Raw genomic sequence first — 16,900 nt, 5'->3', positions numbered from 1 at the left:
CATTCGTATGTATGACATTGACAATTGCTCGTGAGTTAGCATGATAGAAAGCCTGTAACTATTAATCAGACTTGTAGTGGTAATGGGGGTATTTTTTCAAGCGCCTTCACTGCGCCGCCGAGTCTGGCCCGTATCTTAATCGTAGGTGTAAATTGCACCAATACAGAGCTTATATCGCAGCGCAACCATTGCCGCGAACTGGCACATTAGCGAACCGACTGATACATCGGTCAATATTCAAACAATGAATGCCTGATTTATAAGATTTTCGATTGATTGGCATAAATGTTGCAAAATATTTTTCAAGCTATAACACAGCAACGGGAGCCGATCATGAGTCTAGTTTCAGGTCGCATAACACACCAGGTTTTCAGTTTCAAATTATTTAAGCGCCCGCAACAGGTTAAGGATTTTTTGCTGCTGTTCATTCCTATTGCAATATTGGTTGTTGTTGGAACCTGGACTTTAGCCGACTCGTGCATCAGCGCCGAACTGTCCATGCTAATGGCCGAGGAAAAAACCTATGTGGAGCTAAGTCAGGGACGCTTGGATCAGGAATTGGCCATACCCATTCGGCATCTGGCGAGCCTAGTCAATGAAATGCCGGTGCGGCGGATATATGAGACTGTCGATGTCACTGACCTGGGCCTCATGGAGGAGGCTTTTATCTCGTTGATGTCGCGCAATCCAAACTATGACCAAGTGCGCTGGATAGACCAACTCGGCCGAGAGCGCGTTAGAGTCAATAATAAAAGCGGTCAACAATATCTCGTTCCCGAAACTCAGTTAAAGGACAAGCACGAGCGTTATTTTTTCGTTGATACCATGCGGCTCGAAAAAGGTGTGATTTTTATCTCGCCACTCGATTTGAACGTGGACAACGCTCAAGTCGAGATGCCGTACAAGCCGACCATCAGGATTGCGACTCGAGTCTTTGATAAGACCGGTAATCCTCGAGGCATTCTGATTATCAACATCGCCGCCCGTTCGATGTTGAATGCCGTCGTCAGTAGTGTCGGTCCCGCCGCCAACCGCCTGATGCTAATCAATGCAAACGGCTATTGGCTGAAGAGTCCCGATCAGGCCGACGAGTGGGCTTTCATGTTCCAGCGCAAAGTGAACATGGAAAACCGATACCCTGACGCCTGGATGGCCATATCGAAGACAGTCAAGGGACAAATTCGATTGCCGGATGGACTTTGGACCTGGAATTCCGTTTCGCCGGTGCCGGGAACGGACAGCCGCTTGGCGCATAACATCCGCTGGAAAGCAATTACCCACCTTCCCGAGCAGGATTTAATTGCGCTGGAATACCAAGTCTGGCCGACTAAGATAGCCTATGCAATAATCGCGCTATTACTATTCGGCGTCGGAATCGATAGATTGGTACAGGCTAAATCGGCACGCGCACAGGCTGAAAAGGATGCGGCACTGGCTCGTAGCGAAGCGGAATCCGCCCATAGAATACGAGACGCGCAAGCCAGTTTTAAGATGCTGTTTGAAGCCAACACCAGCGGCCTGCTGGTGGTGGATGCCTTGGGCCGTATTGTCATGGCTAACCCCGCCTTCGAAGGCATGTTTGGTTACCCGCTTTCGGAGCTGCTCCACCAATCGGTCGAAATGCTGCTGCCGGAGACTATCCGCACCCAGCATGCACAGCAGCGCGAGGCCTATCTCCGCACCCCCACCAACCGAGCCATGGGGGCCAATCGGGAATTGTATGGGACCCATAAGGATGGTAGCGTATTTCCGATTGAAATCGGCTTAAGCCCCTACCAAGATAATGGTCAACCTTTTGTACTGGCCACCATAGTCGATATTTCCGAGCGTAAGCACATCCAGGACGAGATCGTGCGCATGAAGGAAATCCTCGAACAGCGCGTCGCCGAACGCACTACGGAATTGCAGGCCGCGCGCCAAGAGGCGGAGCGTCTGGCCAGCGTCAAAGGCAATTTTCTGGCCAACATGAGCCATGAAATCCGCACGCCGATGAACGCCATTCTGGGTTTGGCGTATCTGCTGGAAAAAGCGCATCTCGGGCCCGAGGAACTTACGCTAGTCAAAAAAATTCGTATCGCCGGCCGCTCGTTGTTGGGCATTATCAATGACATCCTGGATTTCTCCAAAATCGAATCCGGCCGTCTTGAAATCGAGCATGCGCCGTTCCGGCTTAACGACGTGCTGGATAATGTGGCAACCTTGATGTCGGCCGTGGAATATAAAGATGAGGTCGAATTGAGTATGGGGCCTGCGCCGGAAGGCATGGAGTTTCTACGCGGCGATGCCTTGCGGGTGGAACAGATACTGGTCAATTTGATCAGCAATGCGCTCAAGTTTACCGAGCGCGGTAGCGTTACGCTGACGATAACGCGGCTGCCGGCAAACGACGAACGCGATTATTTGCGCTTCAGTGTGCTGGATACCGGCAAAGGCATCGTTGCGGACAAGCAAGTGGAAATTTTTACCCCCTTTGTACAGGAGGACACCTCCACGACACGTTGCTTTGGCGGTACGGGATTGGGTCTGTCTATTTGCGGTCACCTAGTAAAAATGATGGGTGGCGAGATCGGCGTCATCAGCGAGCCCGGCAAAGGCAGCGAATTCTGGTTCGTGCTGCCCGTGGAGCTGGTCGAACCCCGTGACTATGTGCAGCCAGCCATGGCTTTCCAAAATGTCCTGATTGCCGACGATCATCCCGTCGCACGGGAAATGTTGGCCGCCACCGTGCGTAGCCTGGGTTGGACTCCGGAGGTCGTGTCCTCGGGCGAGGAAGCCATACAGCGCGTTATTGCCCGGGCGCGGAACAACAAGATTCCCGACCTGTTGCTGCTGGACTGGCGCATGCCGGGCATGGATGGACTCACGGCCGGACGGCAGATCAAGAAAGCCTTGGGTGACATTCCGAACGCGCCATTGATTGTAATGGCCACGGCCCATGACCGCGAAACCTTGATGCATAAGGCGGATTCAAATGTGGTTGATGCCATACTGAACAAGCCGGTCACGGCCTCCGCATTATATAACGCCGTATCCGAAGCTAAGCGCCAACAGCAGGGAGGGCATGTTGGCGATTCCTCGGTAATGGCATCTAGCGACAGCCGTCTTCACCAATTGCGCGTATTGGTTGTGGATGATAGTGAAATCAATCGCGACATGGCGCGGCGTATACTGGAATTGGAAAGTGCTGTCGTTTATCTGGCCGATGACGGCCAAGTCGCGGTGGAATGGTTAAGTAAAAACTCAGAGCGCATCGACGTGGTTCTAATGGACATCCAGATGCCAGTCATGGACGGTTATGAAGCGACCCGCCAAATACGAGAAACCTTGGGGTTATCCTCGCTGCCCATCATCGCATTGACTGCGGGCGCTTTCAAAAACCAACAGACTGCGGCCCTGGTTGCAGGCATGAACGGCTTCATCGCCAAGCCGTTCGATGTCGATGAATTGATTACCATGCTACAGTACTATCTATCCAACAAACCTGAGGAAAACACTAAACCGAAGCCTGCCGAGATCGCTGTCGCCACTGAAACCATCGAAAACCCGACCATTGATTTGGCGCGCGGACTTCGCGGTTGGGGGGATGCCGCGACCTACCACAGATACCTGCGCATGTTTGCCGACACCCACGCTCATGATGGCGATGAAATCGGCGCGCTAATTGCCCGAGATGCCCCGGAAAAAGCCCGTGCCTTGGCGCATAAATTGAAAGGCACCGCCGGCAACATGGCCATCATGGTGGTGTGGGAGCTGGCCGAAAAGATCGAGCAAATGCTGGATGAAGGAACAGAGGCAGGCGATTGGCCGCAAAAACTGCAACTAGCTTTGAATAACGCATTGGCAATGATCAACGAACTTACCCGGACAGATATTTCCACCGACGATGAGGCTATTAGCAGAGAGATAGATAAAAACATTATCGGCCAAATTTTACATGATTTATTGCGGGCCCTCGATCAGGATAATCCCGATGAAGCCGAACCTTCATTATGCGCATTGGACAAAGCGTTACCCGCACAGTTGTTGAGGCCGATACGGGAAATGTTGGATAACTTTGACTTTCGTGCCGCCGAGAAGCAGACTAAAGCGCTTATTGACCAGTTAAATATCAATCCGGAGGAAGTTTAACCATGTCAAGCCGCCCAATTGGTGAAAGCTTAACCATGTCGAGCCGTCCAATTCTATGTGTCGACGATGAACCTTACAATCTTGGCATCCTGCGCATGGCGTTAAAAGATCGTCATCCCTTGGCATTTTCCCGTAGCGGTCAGGAAACGCTGCTGGCCGTGGAAAAACACAATCCAGCCCTGATATTACTCGATGTGCAGATGCCGGATATGAATGGCTATGAAGTTTGTCGGCGACTCAAGAGCAATCAACGGTCACGGGACATTCCGGTCATTTTCGTCACCGGCATGACCCAGGAAGTCGACGAAAAAGCGGGCTTCGAAGTCGGCGCGGTAGATTACATCACCAAACCCATTTCGGTGCCTATCGTGCAGGCCAGGGTGCAAACCCACCTGTCTTTGGTGCAAGCAGACAAACTTGAAAAAAGTTATCACGATGCAATCCATATGCTCGGCAAAGCCGGGCATTACAACGATACCGACACCGGCGCCCACATCTGGCGCATGGCCGCTTACAGCCGGTCTCTGGCCGAAACGATAGGCTGGAGCGAGAAACGCTGCCATCTGCTGGAGCTGGCCGCCCCCATGCATGATACCGGCAAAATCGGCATACCTGATGCTGTGCTTAAAAAGCCCGGCAAGCTGAATGCGGACGAATGGCTGATCATGAAGACCCACGCCAGTATTGGCCACGGTATCCTCACACAAAGCAACGCGCCTTTATTCCAGCTGGCCGGGGAAATCGCCCTAAACCACCATGAAAAATGGGATGGCAGTGGTTATCCAAATGGTCTCTCCTCAATAGAAATTCCCCAATCGGCTCGCATCGTGACCATTGCCGACGTCTTCGATGCCCTTGCCATGGAACGGCCTTATAAAGAAGCTTGGCCGCTGGAAAGGATACTGCAATTCTTTAAGGAGAATGCTAACAGTCATTTTGATAGCCACTTGGTCGAGGCGTTTTTGGATATCATGCCCAAGGTGCTGGAGATCAGATCTGAATGGGAGGCTCGCGAGGTGGAGATGAAATACAGTCTAGCGTGAAGGTGAGGGCGCCGCGAAAAATCATCATCACCTTTGGCGGTTAATGTCGCCAACTCGGTTCACACTGTAAATGGGGGCGATGAGTTTATAGCCCTTCTCTCCGAAGTAGAGCTTAGGGAACAGGTCAACCGGGTGGCGGAACCAATCTCCAGGCGTTATCACAACCCTTCGCCATCAATGATGAAGCACAGTACTGGGTTATGCCTATGTCCCCGAGCAAGCTGCAGATCGCGAAACGTTAATCAAGCATGCCGTAAAGCCGTGTATCAGGCCAAAAAATCGAGAAATAACCAGCGATTCTCCGGAGATAATGGCTAACCCGCAACGCAATTCGTAAAGATGGAACGTATGCGCCGTTTTCTGTGGTTTATCGCTAACCCATCTTAAACACGTTCTAACGTTCATGGGTAACCGATTCCTGTCGAGTTGCACAAAAAAGGTGGCGGCTAGCCGATACCCCTATAGTATTAGAGGAAGCTATTCGACGCTGTTTTTGGAAAATTTTCAAAGCCGTTTGACGGCCTGATCGTCGGTTTTATCAAGATTCACAACTCAGTTAATCGCGCCGCAAGCAGCGGCGGGAATTGGAATCTGGCGAGATTTATCGGACGGTCGGATTTTAATCAATCCTCCAGCGTATATTCCCCCAAATGCATGGTGCTCTCAAGAATCGTCAGCAGACGCTGGGGCGTTATCAGACAACCCGCACCTGATGTTCTAGGCATGATTTCTATCATCGCACCTTTCATAGCCTGTTTATTCAAGGTTCGATAGATAAAATACTCCATCGAGTCCGCGCTGGGCTTAAGGTTTTGCCAATCGCCGACCGCAGCTTCATCGGCAAAGCGTTTGAATGGCCATACCGGCAAGGTTGCCTGCTCGCCGATAAGTCGGGTTACCCAATTCGGTCCGTCTTTTAGTCCCCAGACTTCATCTGTTTCCAAAATACGGTACAGAAAATATTCCAGCAACTCCTCATCGGTCATGGTGGGGACGGCCGCATATTCGTCTTGGTAAGGTTCGTAGCGCATGGTGAGTGGGTATTGTTGATTGGAAAACTAAATACCAGCAAATAACACACCAAACTTTAAATTTATCCGGTCTAAATAGCCTGCAAACCTTATTGACGGCTTCCCGTGACCGTGTCAGGGTTAAAATCGACTTGATCGAGATTGGTATGGGTTTTGCGCGGTAGTTGCTTGCATTCGAAATTCAGCCGAATCGGCTGTTATTTCTGTCATTTTCGCCACATTCATGTTGCAGAATGTCTGATCAGCGACAGATGTAATTGCCGGGTTGGTTCGGATTCGAAGCTTAACCTATCCAATTCAAAGAGGTATTTACCATGGCCGAGTTTTACGTCGACATCACCGCCCAAAGTAATGGCGAACACATCGTACATAACGCAAACTGCACACTGCTGCCGCCCAAAGAATCCATCCGCTATTTAGGCTCTATCGCCAGCTGCAACAGCGCCTTAAAAAAAGCGGCGGAGTTGTTCAAACCCGTGAATGCCTGCCCGAAGTGCGCATCGGCTTGCCATACTGGGTAATGTTTTTCTCAATCTGGAGTTGCCTGCGAATCATGGCGGCTCCAGGTTGAACCTTCGGTCCGGAAAATACCCGTGGCCTGGGCAGGGATTAATGGGCTGCGACGGCGCTCCAAACGACATTTAATAATTCGCGGCCGGCAAATTTATGGTTAAACCAAGGATCGTATACATTACCTGCATAGGGTGTCTCCAGCAAACGTCTGATCGGTTTCGTCATTAATGCTTTATCCAGAATGACGGCCAATCTGAATAGTCCTTTTGATCTAATCGGTTCCCAGTTTCCCGAATAATCCTTGAGACCCGCCTTGGCCCGCCGGGCATCGAACGACACTGATGAATTGACGAACTCTTTATGTAGCGATTCGCCTTCCGCAAACGGCAGCAGCCATTTCATCGCGTGGGCCAATTGCGCGCCATTTTCCGCCGTGTACTCGTACAGATTTTCGTGGAAACCGTTGGCATGGCTAATCAGGGCGGCCTGCAACAAAGGATCTAAATCATAGACTACATAGTGCAAGGCGTTTCTTTGATAAAAATCGTACACCGAACCGTTATTGATCAAACTCAGGTCGTTTTTGAGCGCGATTTTTTGTGCTTGGTCGAGTGGTATATTACTAACATACGATTTATACACGGTTTGATTGCCTGGATATACCAGGTTACCGGCAATCTGCTGTTTGAATGCATCCACAGCGCGCTTGACCAAACCCGCATCCCTGCAAAAGAAAGCCGACATCATGGCCAGCTTTATTCTGTGGCTATGCCAATTGGTGTAGAGATAATGGTTTGAGCGCTGATCCAGCATTGCTTCCGCACGAGAACTTCTCATTTCGATGTCGCCCAGATAACTCACCGCCATGTTTTGCATGAAGCGGAGCATTTTTGCTTTTATATCGTCTGGAAGTTCGCCACTCAGCAACTCGTAAGCCAGCAGCAGGGTACTCAGGTGGTATCGTCGATGGGATTGAGGCATTGTGTGCCGGGATTGGGAATAGGGTAAGTCAGGCAGGTAGGATCGGCCGGTATGGGATGCAGGCTTAGATAATACAAATCCAGCCAGGCGTTCAAGTATTCTTGGGCTTTGTTAAGGTAACGGCCGTCATTGCTCAAGCGATAGGCCAGTGCCAGCGATAGAGTTTTCGGCCAGTCTTTCATGTGTGCCGCATCTTTAGAGTCCAAAACGCCTTCGACATGCACTGCCGGCAAGGCGGATCGCTGCATTTTGAAAATGCGATTGGCTATTCGAACGATCCCAATCTGCTGATCTAATCGATAGTGTTGCCGCATAATACATGTAATGCGAAGAATTATTGTAATTCCTATGGTTTTTTATCAAAGATGAAGGACAATAGGCACGAAAATCGTTTTGCTTTGGTGCGCGCGCACCAAAGCGGTGGTCTTTACGGGTTAGATTGGTGAGTGAACACGGGTGCTTGCGCAACACTGATAATGTTCCTCAATCCGCGGTTGCGGAATTTTCATGGACAAATTGTCATTAATCAGACACTACAGGTACCTTTTCGTATGTTCCAAAAGCTCTATGACCGTGTCATTCTTTGGTCCAAACACCGCCACGCTGTAAAATTTTTATTTGCACTGAGTTTTGCGGAATCTTCATTTTTTCCTGTGCCGCCGGATGTGATGCTGGCGCCGATGGCATTGGCGCAGCCGAAAAGTGCCTTCCGCTTTGCTCTTTGGACTACGATTGCCTCGGTCTTAGGTGGAATGGCTGGATACGGTATCGGTTTTTTTCTATTTGACAATATAGAACCCTGGCTGCAAACCTCTCATTACTGGGCTGCTTATCTTAAGGCGACAAGCTGGTTCGGTGAGTGGGGTTTTTGGGCCGTGCTGGTGGCCGGTTTTTCACCCATTCCATACAAGGTGTTTACCATTGCCGCCGGCGCATTAAATATGATTTTTATACCGTTCGTATTGGCGTCCATGTTGGGACGCGGTGGGCGCTTCTTTTTGGTGGCCATGCTGCTTGCTGCTGGCGGCGAACGTTTGGAAAGCAAACTTAGAGAGTATATGGATCGGTTAGGCTGGGGCCTGGTAGCACTGGTGTTGGCCGGCGGTTTGATCTACAGTTTCGCCCGCTGATGCTTTCGGAGTTCCGTGCCGCTCAAGCCGCTGGCTTTATATGAAGCACGGTTATTCATTCACGATAAGGTAAATATCAAGGACAATAAATGGACAATTCTTTCAACTCAAGTACGGATAAAAGTATCAGTAGTACCTGGAAAACCGCCGATTGGCGGACCGATATTGTCGCTGGTTTTCTGGTGTTTTTAATCGCCCTGCCTTTATCGCTGGGCGTGGCGGTCGCTTCGGGTTTTCCGCCCATGGCAGGCATTATTTCCGCCATTATTGGCGGTTTACTGGTTTCAAGGATTAACGGTTCGTCTCTCACTATTGTCGGGCCGGCGGCCGGTCTGATCGTGGTCATCTTTGCCTCGGTACAAAATTTGGGATCGGGCGATATGCTGGCCGGCTATCGTTACACCCTGGCGGCGATCGTGATATCCGGGTTGTTGCAAATCGTGTTGGGACATTTCAAGGCAGGACGCTTGGCGGTGTTTTTCCCCGCCTCGGTCGTTCACGGCATGTTGGCGGCGATCGGCATCATTATTATGACCAAACAGCTCCCGGTTATGCTGGGATTACAAGTTGAAACGACGGGCAATATGTTGCGGGCCATCTTGCAACTATTGCATGTGCAGGCGTTTTTTGTTCCCAAGATTGCCCTGATCGCTTTATTTGCCTTATGCATATTAATTGGCTGGCCAAGTCTTCAGCATCCCGTACTTAAAAAAGTACCGGCGCCGTTGTTGGTGATTATGCTGGGTATCGGCTTAGGCTATTTATTCGACCTGCAACATTTCCATCCGGAGACGCTGTTCAATTTGCCCGAGACTATTAATATTAACGGGCCGTTTCTAATCACTATGCCCGATAATCTTGCCGCCAGTATTTTCTTTCCGGATTTTTCCAAAGTAAGCAGCGCGTCGTTTTGGGAAAGCGTTATTTCCATTTGCTTGGTTGGCAGTTTGGAGACCCTGCTTAGTAGTGCGGCGGTCGATAAACTGGACCCTGAAAAACGCTATTCCGACTTAAACAAGGATTTACAAGCAATTGGCATCGGCAACACGCTGTCCGGCATGATCGGCGGTTTACCGATGATTGCAGAAATCGTGCGCAGTTCCGCAAATATTGATTATGGTGCGAAAAGTGGTTGGTCGAATTTTTGGCATGGCGGCTTTTTATTGTTGTTTGTCCTGTTGTTTCCACAAATTATCGATAGCATACCGCTGGCATCGTTGGCCGCCTTATTGGTTTACATCGGCTTCAGGTTGGCTTCACCGCAAGCGTTTGCGAAGACTTTGGATTTAGGCAAGGAACAGCTGTATATTTTTGTGGTGACCATTGTCAGCGTACTGGCCACCAATTTGTTGCTGGGTGTGATGTTGGGTATCGCCGCAAAGTTATTGATTCATGCGGTGAGAGGCGTACCGTTAAAAAATGTTCTATCCATCTCGTATCACATACATCACGAACACGACCATGGCTACCGGATCAAAGTTGACGGTTCCGCTATTTTTTCTAACTTTATTGCCTTAAAAAGCGAACTGGCCATGCTGCCAAAGGGCGGTTTTATCGTATTTGATCTGGCGGATGTATACCTGATCGACCATACCGTGATGGAATTTATCCACGCGTATAAAAAGGATTATATTGAACATGGCGGGCGTTGCGAAGTTCATGGTTTAAGCGAGCATGCGGCTGCCAGCGGACATCGATTGGCTGCCAGAATTAAGCAATAAACTGAACAATAGTGGTTGCTGCGTAATAACTGCCCCGGCTTGGCCTAGTGCGCTGCCATATCGTGATAAAGGGGAGGCGTGTATTAACGTACGCCTCCCGTATATATTTTTAAGCGTTTAAACCTTTAAGGATATCCAGTACAGCTTGGGCATGGCCTTCATGATTGACGCCATACATGGCTTCGATCAACTTGCCGTCCTTGCCGATGATGAACGTGGAGCGAACAATTTTCCATTTTTTGACGCCGTCTTTTTCTACTTCCTGCCAGACTCCGTAACTATCGCAAAGTTCGCCCGAAGTATCCGCCAAAAGCTGTACGTTTAGTGCGTATTTACTGATAAAAGCCCGGTGACTCTCGCAATCATCCTTGCTCACGCCAATAACCACCGCATCCTGCGCGGCAAATTCATCGGCCATGGCGGTGAAATCGTTGGCTTCTATGGTGCAGCCGGGAGTGTCGTCTTTGGGGTAAAAATATAACACTACGATTTTTTCGTCCTTGTAATCGGATAAATAGATTCTTTGGTTATCTTGATTGCTGGCGCGGAAAAATGGTGCTTCCTGGTTTTTTTCTAATATTTGTGACATAAATATCTCCTCTTGAATGGGATATAAAACAGCCGGCGATGCTACTTAAATCTAAACTCGACGCTGCTTGGCGGTGCCGCCAGACATCAGGATAATCCGGCTTGCCGATCAATGCCAGCAAAGGATGGAGTATGAATGTAAAAGCCGCGGTATTTTAAGTGGCACTGCCATAGGGGACTACCGATTATCAAGCCTTGTGACGCCGCCGCGTAGTGCGCCGCTGGCGCAAATCGGGTACAGGCTCTGCAGGACGTTGTGGCGGCTTTGGTGCGATTGTATAAAGCCTGGACGGAGGCGGCAAGCTGTATAGCCAGGCGCGAACGTCAAATGTCGGCCTGGGGTTGCGGTATTTTTGGTTTAACCGGCCCATGCATGAAAAGCCGTTAGGCCATCCAGGCCTTATCCGGGCGCCAGCTGGGGATTTCGGCGGCAGGCATCGGGCGGGCAATGCCATACCCTTGCGCCAGCGCGCAACCCATTGATAACAATCGTTTACCGTGCGCCAGGGTTTCCACGCCTTCGGCAATTACCTGGCGATTGAAAGCCGCGGCCAAGCCGATGACGCCATTGACAATGGCCAGATCGTCCGGATCGACCAACATGTCCCGTACGAAACTCTGATCGATCTTCAACATATCTGCCGGCAGACGTCTGAGATAGGTTAGCGAAGAATAGCCGGTACCGAAGTCGTCCAGGGCAAAGCGTACCCCAATTTCGCGGCAGGCATACATGATGGCGGACACTTCGGCTATGTCTGCCAGGGCGCTGGTTTCCAGTATTTCCAGTTCCAGAAAGTTAGGCTTAACGTTGGGGTGTTTGAGTAACAGGGTCGATAGTTGGATCGCGAAATGGCGTTGTTGCAATTGGCGCGCACCGACATTCACGCTAACAGGAATATTCAATCCACTGGCATTCCATATACTCATTTGGGTCAATGCGGTATCGATTACCCATTCGCCCAAGTCCACACTGAGCGGGTGATTCTCGATAATGGGCAGGAAGTCGCCAGGTGCCAGAATTCCGCGCTGCGGGTGTTGCCAGCGGATCAATGCCTCGGCACCAATGATATCGCCGGTCTGCATATTCACTTTTGGCTGATAATACAGTACGAATTCGTTTTTTATAAGAGCCTGGCGTATGCCTTCGAGATTTTCTCGTTGGGTTTTGATGGCTGCGTCTTGCTGAACATCAAACAAGTGATAACGGTTTTTACCCGCCTGTTTGGCGGTATACATGGCCTGATCGGCGTGGCGCATCAATTGGTCGGCATCGACGTTGTCTTGCGGATAGAAGGTGACGCCGATACTGGCGGAAACCTGCAGTGCATTTTGGCCAATCATGACTGGATTAGCGGTCGCCTGAAGAAAGCGCTCCAGTATGGGTTCGCAGTCGGTCATTCGCTCTAGGTCGCTAAGGACGGCAACAAATTCATCACCACCGATGCGCGCCAGTGTATCGCCTTCGCGTAGGGCCTCTTTCATGCGTTTCGATATGGCGACCAGCAGTTCATCGCCCGTTTCGTGATCATAGCTGTCATTGACGGCTTTAAAGCCGTCCAAATCAAGGTAAACCACGGCCAGAGAATGCTTGTGCCGTTGGGTTTGCAACATGGCTTGTTGCAACCGATCAGCCAACAATACCCGGTTAGGCAGGTTGGTGAGCACGTCGAAATGGGCGATGTGCTCGAGTTGCTGCTGGTATTCTTTCATCGAGGTGATGTCGATGAATAAGCCGACATAATTTTGTGCATGGCCCGAGGCATCCCGGACTGTACTGATGGTAAGCATTTCAGCATACATTTCACCGTTCTTGCGCCGGTTCCAGATTTCACCGGACCAATAGCCAATAGAGGCCAGGTCGCGCCACATGGCGGCATAAAATTCCTGACCTTGCCGGCCTGAGCTGAGTATGTTTGGGTTTTTGCCCAGTATCTCCTCACGGCTGTAGCCTGTGATGTGGGTGAAAGTATCGTTAACGTCGATAATGCTGCCCGCGGCATCGGTAATCAGGATGCCTTCGCGGGCATGTGTAAACACATTGGCGGCGAGTTGCAACTTTTCTTCTGCTTGCTTGCGTTGGGTGATGTTTTCATGCGCAATCACCACATTGCCGCTATCCCCTTGAAATCGGGTCACCCTGGCAATAAACCAACGTTGTTCATTTGAGCTATGGCAAGGGTATTCCAGTACAAATTCCTTGATATCGCCGCGAACGACCTTGCGAATATTGGCGGACATTAATTTAGCGACCGTCGCACAATCGGCGTCAGTGACCGAGTCACACAATGTTAGATAGTTTGTGCCAACGCCGTAATCCCGGTTTTCCGGTTGATTTTCCATGTAGAAGTCTATCCAGGCCTGATTGACGGCCAGTATTTTTCCGGCCTTATCCAACACGCAAATGTGCGCGGACACCGCATCAATGATTGCTTTGGAAAATAGTTCCGAGGTGAGCAGGGCTTGCTCTGCCTGTTTGCGTTCGCTGATATCCGTTGAGATACCGCAAAGCGCATATATCTCGCCGTCGGGCCTGAAAAGCGGCAGTTTGGTTGTCCAATAGGTGGTAGTGCAACCCGTGGCGGCCACTACATTGATCTCCTCTCTCTGTAAGGTTTTGCCTTCTACCAGAACAAGATGATCATTCTCGCGGATGGTGGCCGTGGTTTGCGGATCAAAAAACTGCTCGTCTCCTTGGCCCAGCACCTTGTCTAGGGTTGTGCCCCATAAATCGAGCACGCGCTGATTTACAAACTGGTAGCGGCCTTCGGTATCTTTCAGGTAAATACAGGCATTGACGTTATCCAAAATGGTCGACAGTCTGGATTGGCTGGTTTTTAAGGCCTGACTGGTTTGATAATTCTCAATGGCGATACTGGTTAAATGGGCTATTTGTTCAATCAGCACAATATCGCCGCTTTCAGGCAAATGTGTCTGGTGGTGATATATGGCGAAGGTGCCTAAAACGTTACCATTTGCTGAGAGTATGGGTTCTGACCAACATGCGGCCAATCCTGCTTGGCCTGCCAATGCCTTATAATTTGCCCAATAGGGATGACTCTGAATGTCCTCAACAATCACACGCTGGCCCGAAAATGCGGCGGTAGCACACGAGCCAATGCCAGGGCCGATAGCCGTGCCGCTAATCGCCGAATTATAAAATTCGGGCAGGCTGGGCGCGGCACCATGTAACAAGTGCTTGCCTTCATTATCCAACAGGAGGATGCTGCATAGCATGTCGGGCTTTTCTTGTTCCACAGATCGCACGATGGCTGCCAGTATCTCTGGCAGCGCGGTCCCCGTCGCCATCAATTCCAGAATAAGGCTACGCGATTTTTCTCGCGCTTGAATCCGTTTGTTTTCGTCGATTTCGCGCATCAAACGTAGCGTATTTGTGGATAAGCTTTTGTAGATCGACAGAATGACGTCGATAAGTGCGCGGGTGGTGCCGGCCATTTGATTGGCGGCGCGTTGTTTGGCTTGCTCGAGGTTCAGCCCAAATTGCAGGGCGAGCACGATGTAAGCCATTTCGCGATCGGTCTCAAAAATATGGGCGACCAGCCAACGTGCTAGAAAACCCAATACCTCGTTTGTGATTTCGGCGATGGGGCGATGGCATTGTTCGGCTTTGAGTTGCTGCACGGTATCGATAAACCGTTGGTGGCGGGCCTTGTGTTCGATCTCCAAATCATCATGTGCTAAATACGTTGCCCAGATTTCTTCCTCGGACTGGAAGTGGTACACCGCGTAGTCAGTGAGTTCGTTGAGAATCTGTGAGATTAAGTTGTTGTCGGGTGTGAAGGCAATCTGGCTGGCCAGGCGGTTCAGCAGGTTGGCCAGGCTGCGATGCTGCTCGTCGATTTTCCGGATTCCGGTATTGAAGTTATCGTCCCAAGGAAAAATGTCGATGGAATTCATTACATTCGCTCAATGAATAAATTAACGGAAAAAATTACCAGTCGTGCCGGATAGGTATATTTGCAAGTTGCTCTTATCTGGACATTCAATAACAACCATGTGATTTACAATGCTTAATTTACTTAGAGCGGTATTGTATCGGGTTAAACAAGACTCGCTGAGGACTTGACTCCGAGTTTAGGCGTAAGTTGTTGTGTTGCATGGGAAACTATAAAAATTTAAGGCAAAGGGAAAATATCGGCCAGCATGCGGTTTTTCTTGGGTCGACGCTGTTTAGCCGCAGCATCATTGACTATCAGTAAAGTCGCAGATTTAGCGTTGGGCGGATAAAACAGCGCCATACCTTCCGGATGATCGTCGCCGTGGCCAAACGGAATGTCGATTACTTTTTGTAATTGAGTTGCGTTGATAAAGCTTTCATCTTTTACCTTGCCGGCATTTTGCCAGCAGAACACGCTGACCGGCCCATCCAAGGCCATACTGGGTCCGGCCAGAATCAATAAATCCGCATTCCGAAAGCATAAATCGCGTATGCCAAGTCCGCCCAATTGCAGGAAGTGCTTGCGGTATAGCTGTCGGTTGGGTCCGATCGTTTGTAAATGTCGGCCTTGCCCATCCAATTCAATTTCTAGAATAACTGCCCAACCGCGCAATACCGGGCCGCGCAAGCCTAGAAATAGGCGGTCGTTAATAACCGCCAATCCTTCAATATCGAAGCCGTTGTCTTTGCCGGGAATGCTTAAAAAAGCCGCCAGATGCGGGTCGTGTGCAAGTGCCTTGGTAAGTTCATTGTCGTTTTTATCGCCTTGCAAACTGGCCGCCGAGCGCTTTTTATGGGTTTTACCGAGTCGATAAGAACCTTTATGTGTTTCGATCTGGATGCGGGCGATCAGAAAACGGTTGCCTTCCCTGATGATGTTGGCTAACCGGTTTTGATTGCGGTTAACATTCTGGTCGGGTTTGGGCTTGTTTCTTTTCAGGCTGTGCGAGCCTGTCAGCCATAAATATCCGTCTGCATAAGCCAGTCCCTCTATATCGATTTCTTGTTGCCGGGTGCGAGTGTTTTTGGTTGATACGGGCAGTGTTAGAAAATCATGCAATGAAAACTGGTTGTGATCGGTCGCGGAAAATTGGCCTGTTCGGCCTGTTTCGCTCAACGTCAGCCTTTCGAGTGTGTCCGTTTCGTCGTGGGCCAGCCACAAGGTATTTTCAATCTGAACCACGGCGGATAGCCCGTCAGCCAGGCGTTTACCCTTGCCCAATTCGTTCAGCTTGGGCTCAAACTGTAGTTGAATTTGTCGGCAAGCCTGAAGAGTGGCCATCAAGGTTTGATTGTATTAAGTTGGGCTTCAAACTCTTCGATTTTCAACGCACCGCTTTTACCGGTCCGGCTATGCTCGGAACTGAAAAAATAAGTCCTGGGCAATTCGCCATACCAGCCGGGGTCGATTTCATAACGCAGTTTTTGCGCGTCATCGCTGCCAAAAACCCAGTTTTCCAGATCGTTTAATGCATGACGGGCCAGGATATTTTTAACCTCCGGCGTGGCGCTGGGTTCGTCGGTCGAGAGCGTGATGATTTTTAGGTCGGGGTGGTTTTGTCTGACTTGCGATAAAACACTCATATCTTTAATGCATGACGGGCAATCCACCGACCAGATGGCCAGCACAAAGGGTTGGGCGGCGTTTTCGCGCAGTAATTGTTGATAGCTGCCAGAGTTAAAGGTTTTTATAAAATGCTCCTGGGCTTGGCTGTTGCTGGTCAACAGCACGCTAATCAACAGAGCTTTAAGTGCGGTTTGGAATGTCATGTGGCACCTTTTCGGAAATGTGACAGGGGCGGGCATCATA

Annotated in this window: 12 protein-coding genes; 5 read left to right on the top strand and 7 right to left on the bottom strand. The window is 50.1% G+C overall.

The annotated features are described in order from the left end of the window. The first annotated feature begins 333 nt into the window (after positions 1-333). Positions 334-4,128, top strand: a complete 3,795-nt coding sequence (locus tag M0R33_RS01195) for a response regulator (RefSeq protein WP_292563812.1) — start codon at positions 334-336, stop codon at positions 4,126-4,128. A 2-nt stretch (positions 4,129-4,130) separates the two neighbouring features. Then, entirely contained in the window at positions 4,131-5,171 is a 1,041-nt protein-coding gene (locus M0R33_RS01190; RefSeq protein WP_292563809.1) for an HD domain-containing phosphohydrolase, read from the top strand. Between the two features lie 623 nt (positions 5,172-5,794). Here M0R33_RS01190 and M0R33_RS01185 read toward each other — a convergent pair. Continuing rightward, a complete protein-coding gene (locus M0R33_RS01185) occupies positions 5,795-6,202 on the bottom strand; it encodes a DUF2750 domain-containing protein (protein ID WP_292563806.1) in 408 nt (135 codons plus the stop codon). A 314-nt stretch (positions 6,203-6,516) separates the two neighbouring features. On the opposite strand from M0R33_RS01185, the gene M0R33_RS01180 reads away from it, so the two are divergent. Then, positions 6,517-6,723 carry a hypothetical protein gene (locus M0R33_RS01180; RefSeq protein ID WP_292563804.1) on the top strand — a complete coding sequence of 69 codons (207 nt, stop codon included), beginning with the start codon at positions 6,517-6,519 and terminating at the stop codon, positions 6,721-6,723. A gap of 88 nt (positions 6,724-6,811) precedes the next feature. On the opposite strand, the gene M0R33_RS01175 is transcribed toward M0R33_RS01180, so the two are convergent. Both M0R33_RS01175 and M0R33_RS01170 read right to left on the bottom strand, forming a co-directional pair. Continuing rightward, complete coding sequence (locus M0R33_RS01175; RefSeq protein ID WP_292563801.1) at positions 6,812-7,696, bottom strand: alginate lyase family protein; 885 nt, start codon at positions 7,694-7,696, stop codon at positions 6,812-6,814. Further along, entirely contained in the window at positions 7,666-7,944 is a 279-nt protein-coding gene (locus tag M0R33_RS01170; protein WP_292563796.1) for a hypothetical protein, read from the bottom strand. Before M0R33_RS01170 ends, M0R33_RS01175 begins: the two co-directional genes overlap by 31 nt. Before the next feature lie 303 nt (positions 7,945-8,247). Here M0R33_RS01170 and M0R33_RS01165 point away from each other — a divergent pair, with 303 nt between their 5' ends. Further along, positions 8,248-8,826, top strand: a complete 579-nt coding sequence (locus M0R33_RS01165; RefSeq protein ID WP_292563793.1) for a YqaA family protein — start codon at positions 8,248-8,250, stop codon at positions 8,824-8,826. An 89-nt stretch (positions 8,827-8,915) separates the two neighbouring features. After that, positions 8,916-10,547 carry a SulP family inorganic anion transporter gene (locus M0R33_RS01160; protein ID WP_292563790.1) on the top strand — a complete coding sequence of 544 codons (1,632 nt, stop codon included), beginning with the start codon at positions 8,916-8,918 and terminating at the stop codon, positions 10,545-10,547. 109 nt (positions 10,548-10,656) lie between these two features. Here M0R33_RS01160 and M0R33_RS01155 read toward each other — a convergent pair whose 3' ends face one another. From M0R33_RS01155 to M0R33_RS01140, 4 genes are all read right to left on the bottom strand, one after another. Next, complete coding sequence (locus M0R33_RS01155) at positions 10,657-11,136, bottom strand: peroxiredoxin (RefSeq protein ID WP_292563787.1); 480 nt, start codon at positions 11,134-11,136, stop codon at positions 10,657-10,659. A gap of 383 nt (positions 11,137-11,519) precedes the next feature. Further along, positions 11,520-15,050: a bacteriohemerythrin gene (locus tag M0R33_RS01150; RefSeq protein ID WP_292563785.1), complete on the bottom strand. Its 3,531-nt coding sequence runs from the start codon at positions 15,048-15,050 to the stop codon at positions 11,520-11,522. Between the two features lie 218 nt (positions 15,051-15,268). Then, a complete protein-coding gene (locus M0R33_RS01145) occupies positions 15,269-16,372 on the bottom strand; it encodes a DUF3616 domain-containing protein (protein ID WP_292563889.1) in 1,104 nt (367 codons plus the stop codon). Beyond that, positions 16,372-16,860, bottom strand: coding sequence for a hypothetical protein (locus M0R33_RS01140; protein WP_292563782.1), 489 nt, complete (start codon positions 16,858-16,860; stop codon positions 16,372-16,374). Before M0R33_RS01140 ends, M0R33_RS01145 begins: the two co-directional genes overlap by 1 nt. Positions 16,861-16,900 lie beyond the last annotated feature (40 nt).

The sequence above is a fragment of the Methylomonas sp. genome, from assembly GCF_023228165.1.
Lineage (GTDB): Bacteria > Pseudomonadota > Gammaproteobacteria > Methylococcales > Methylomonadaceae > Methylomonas.
Note: the sequence above shows the minus strand (reverse complement) of the source record. Positions and strands in the feature narration are given on the sequence as shown.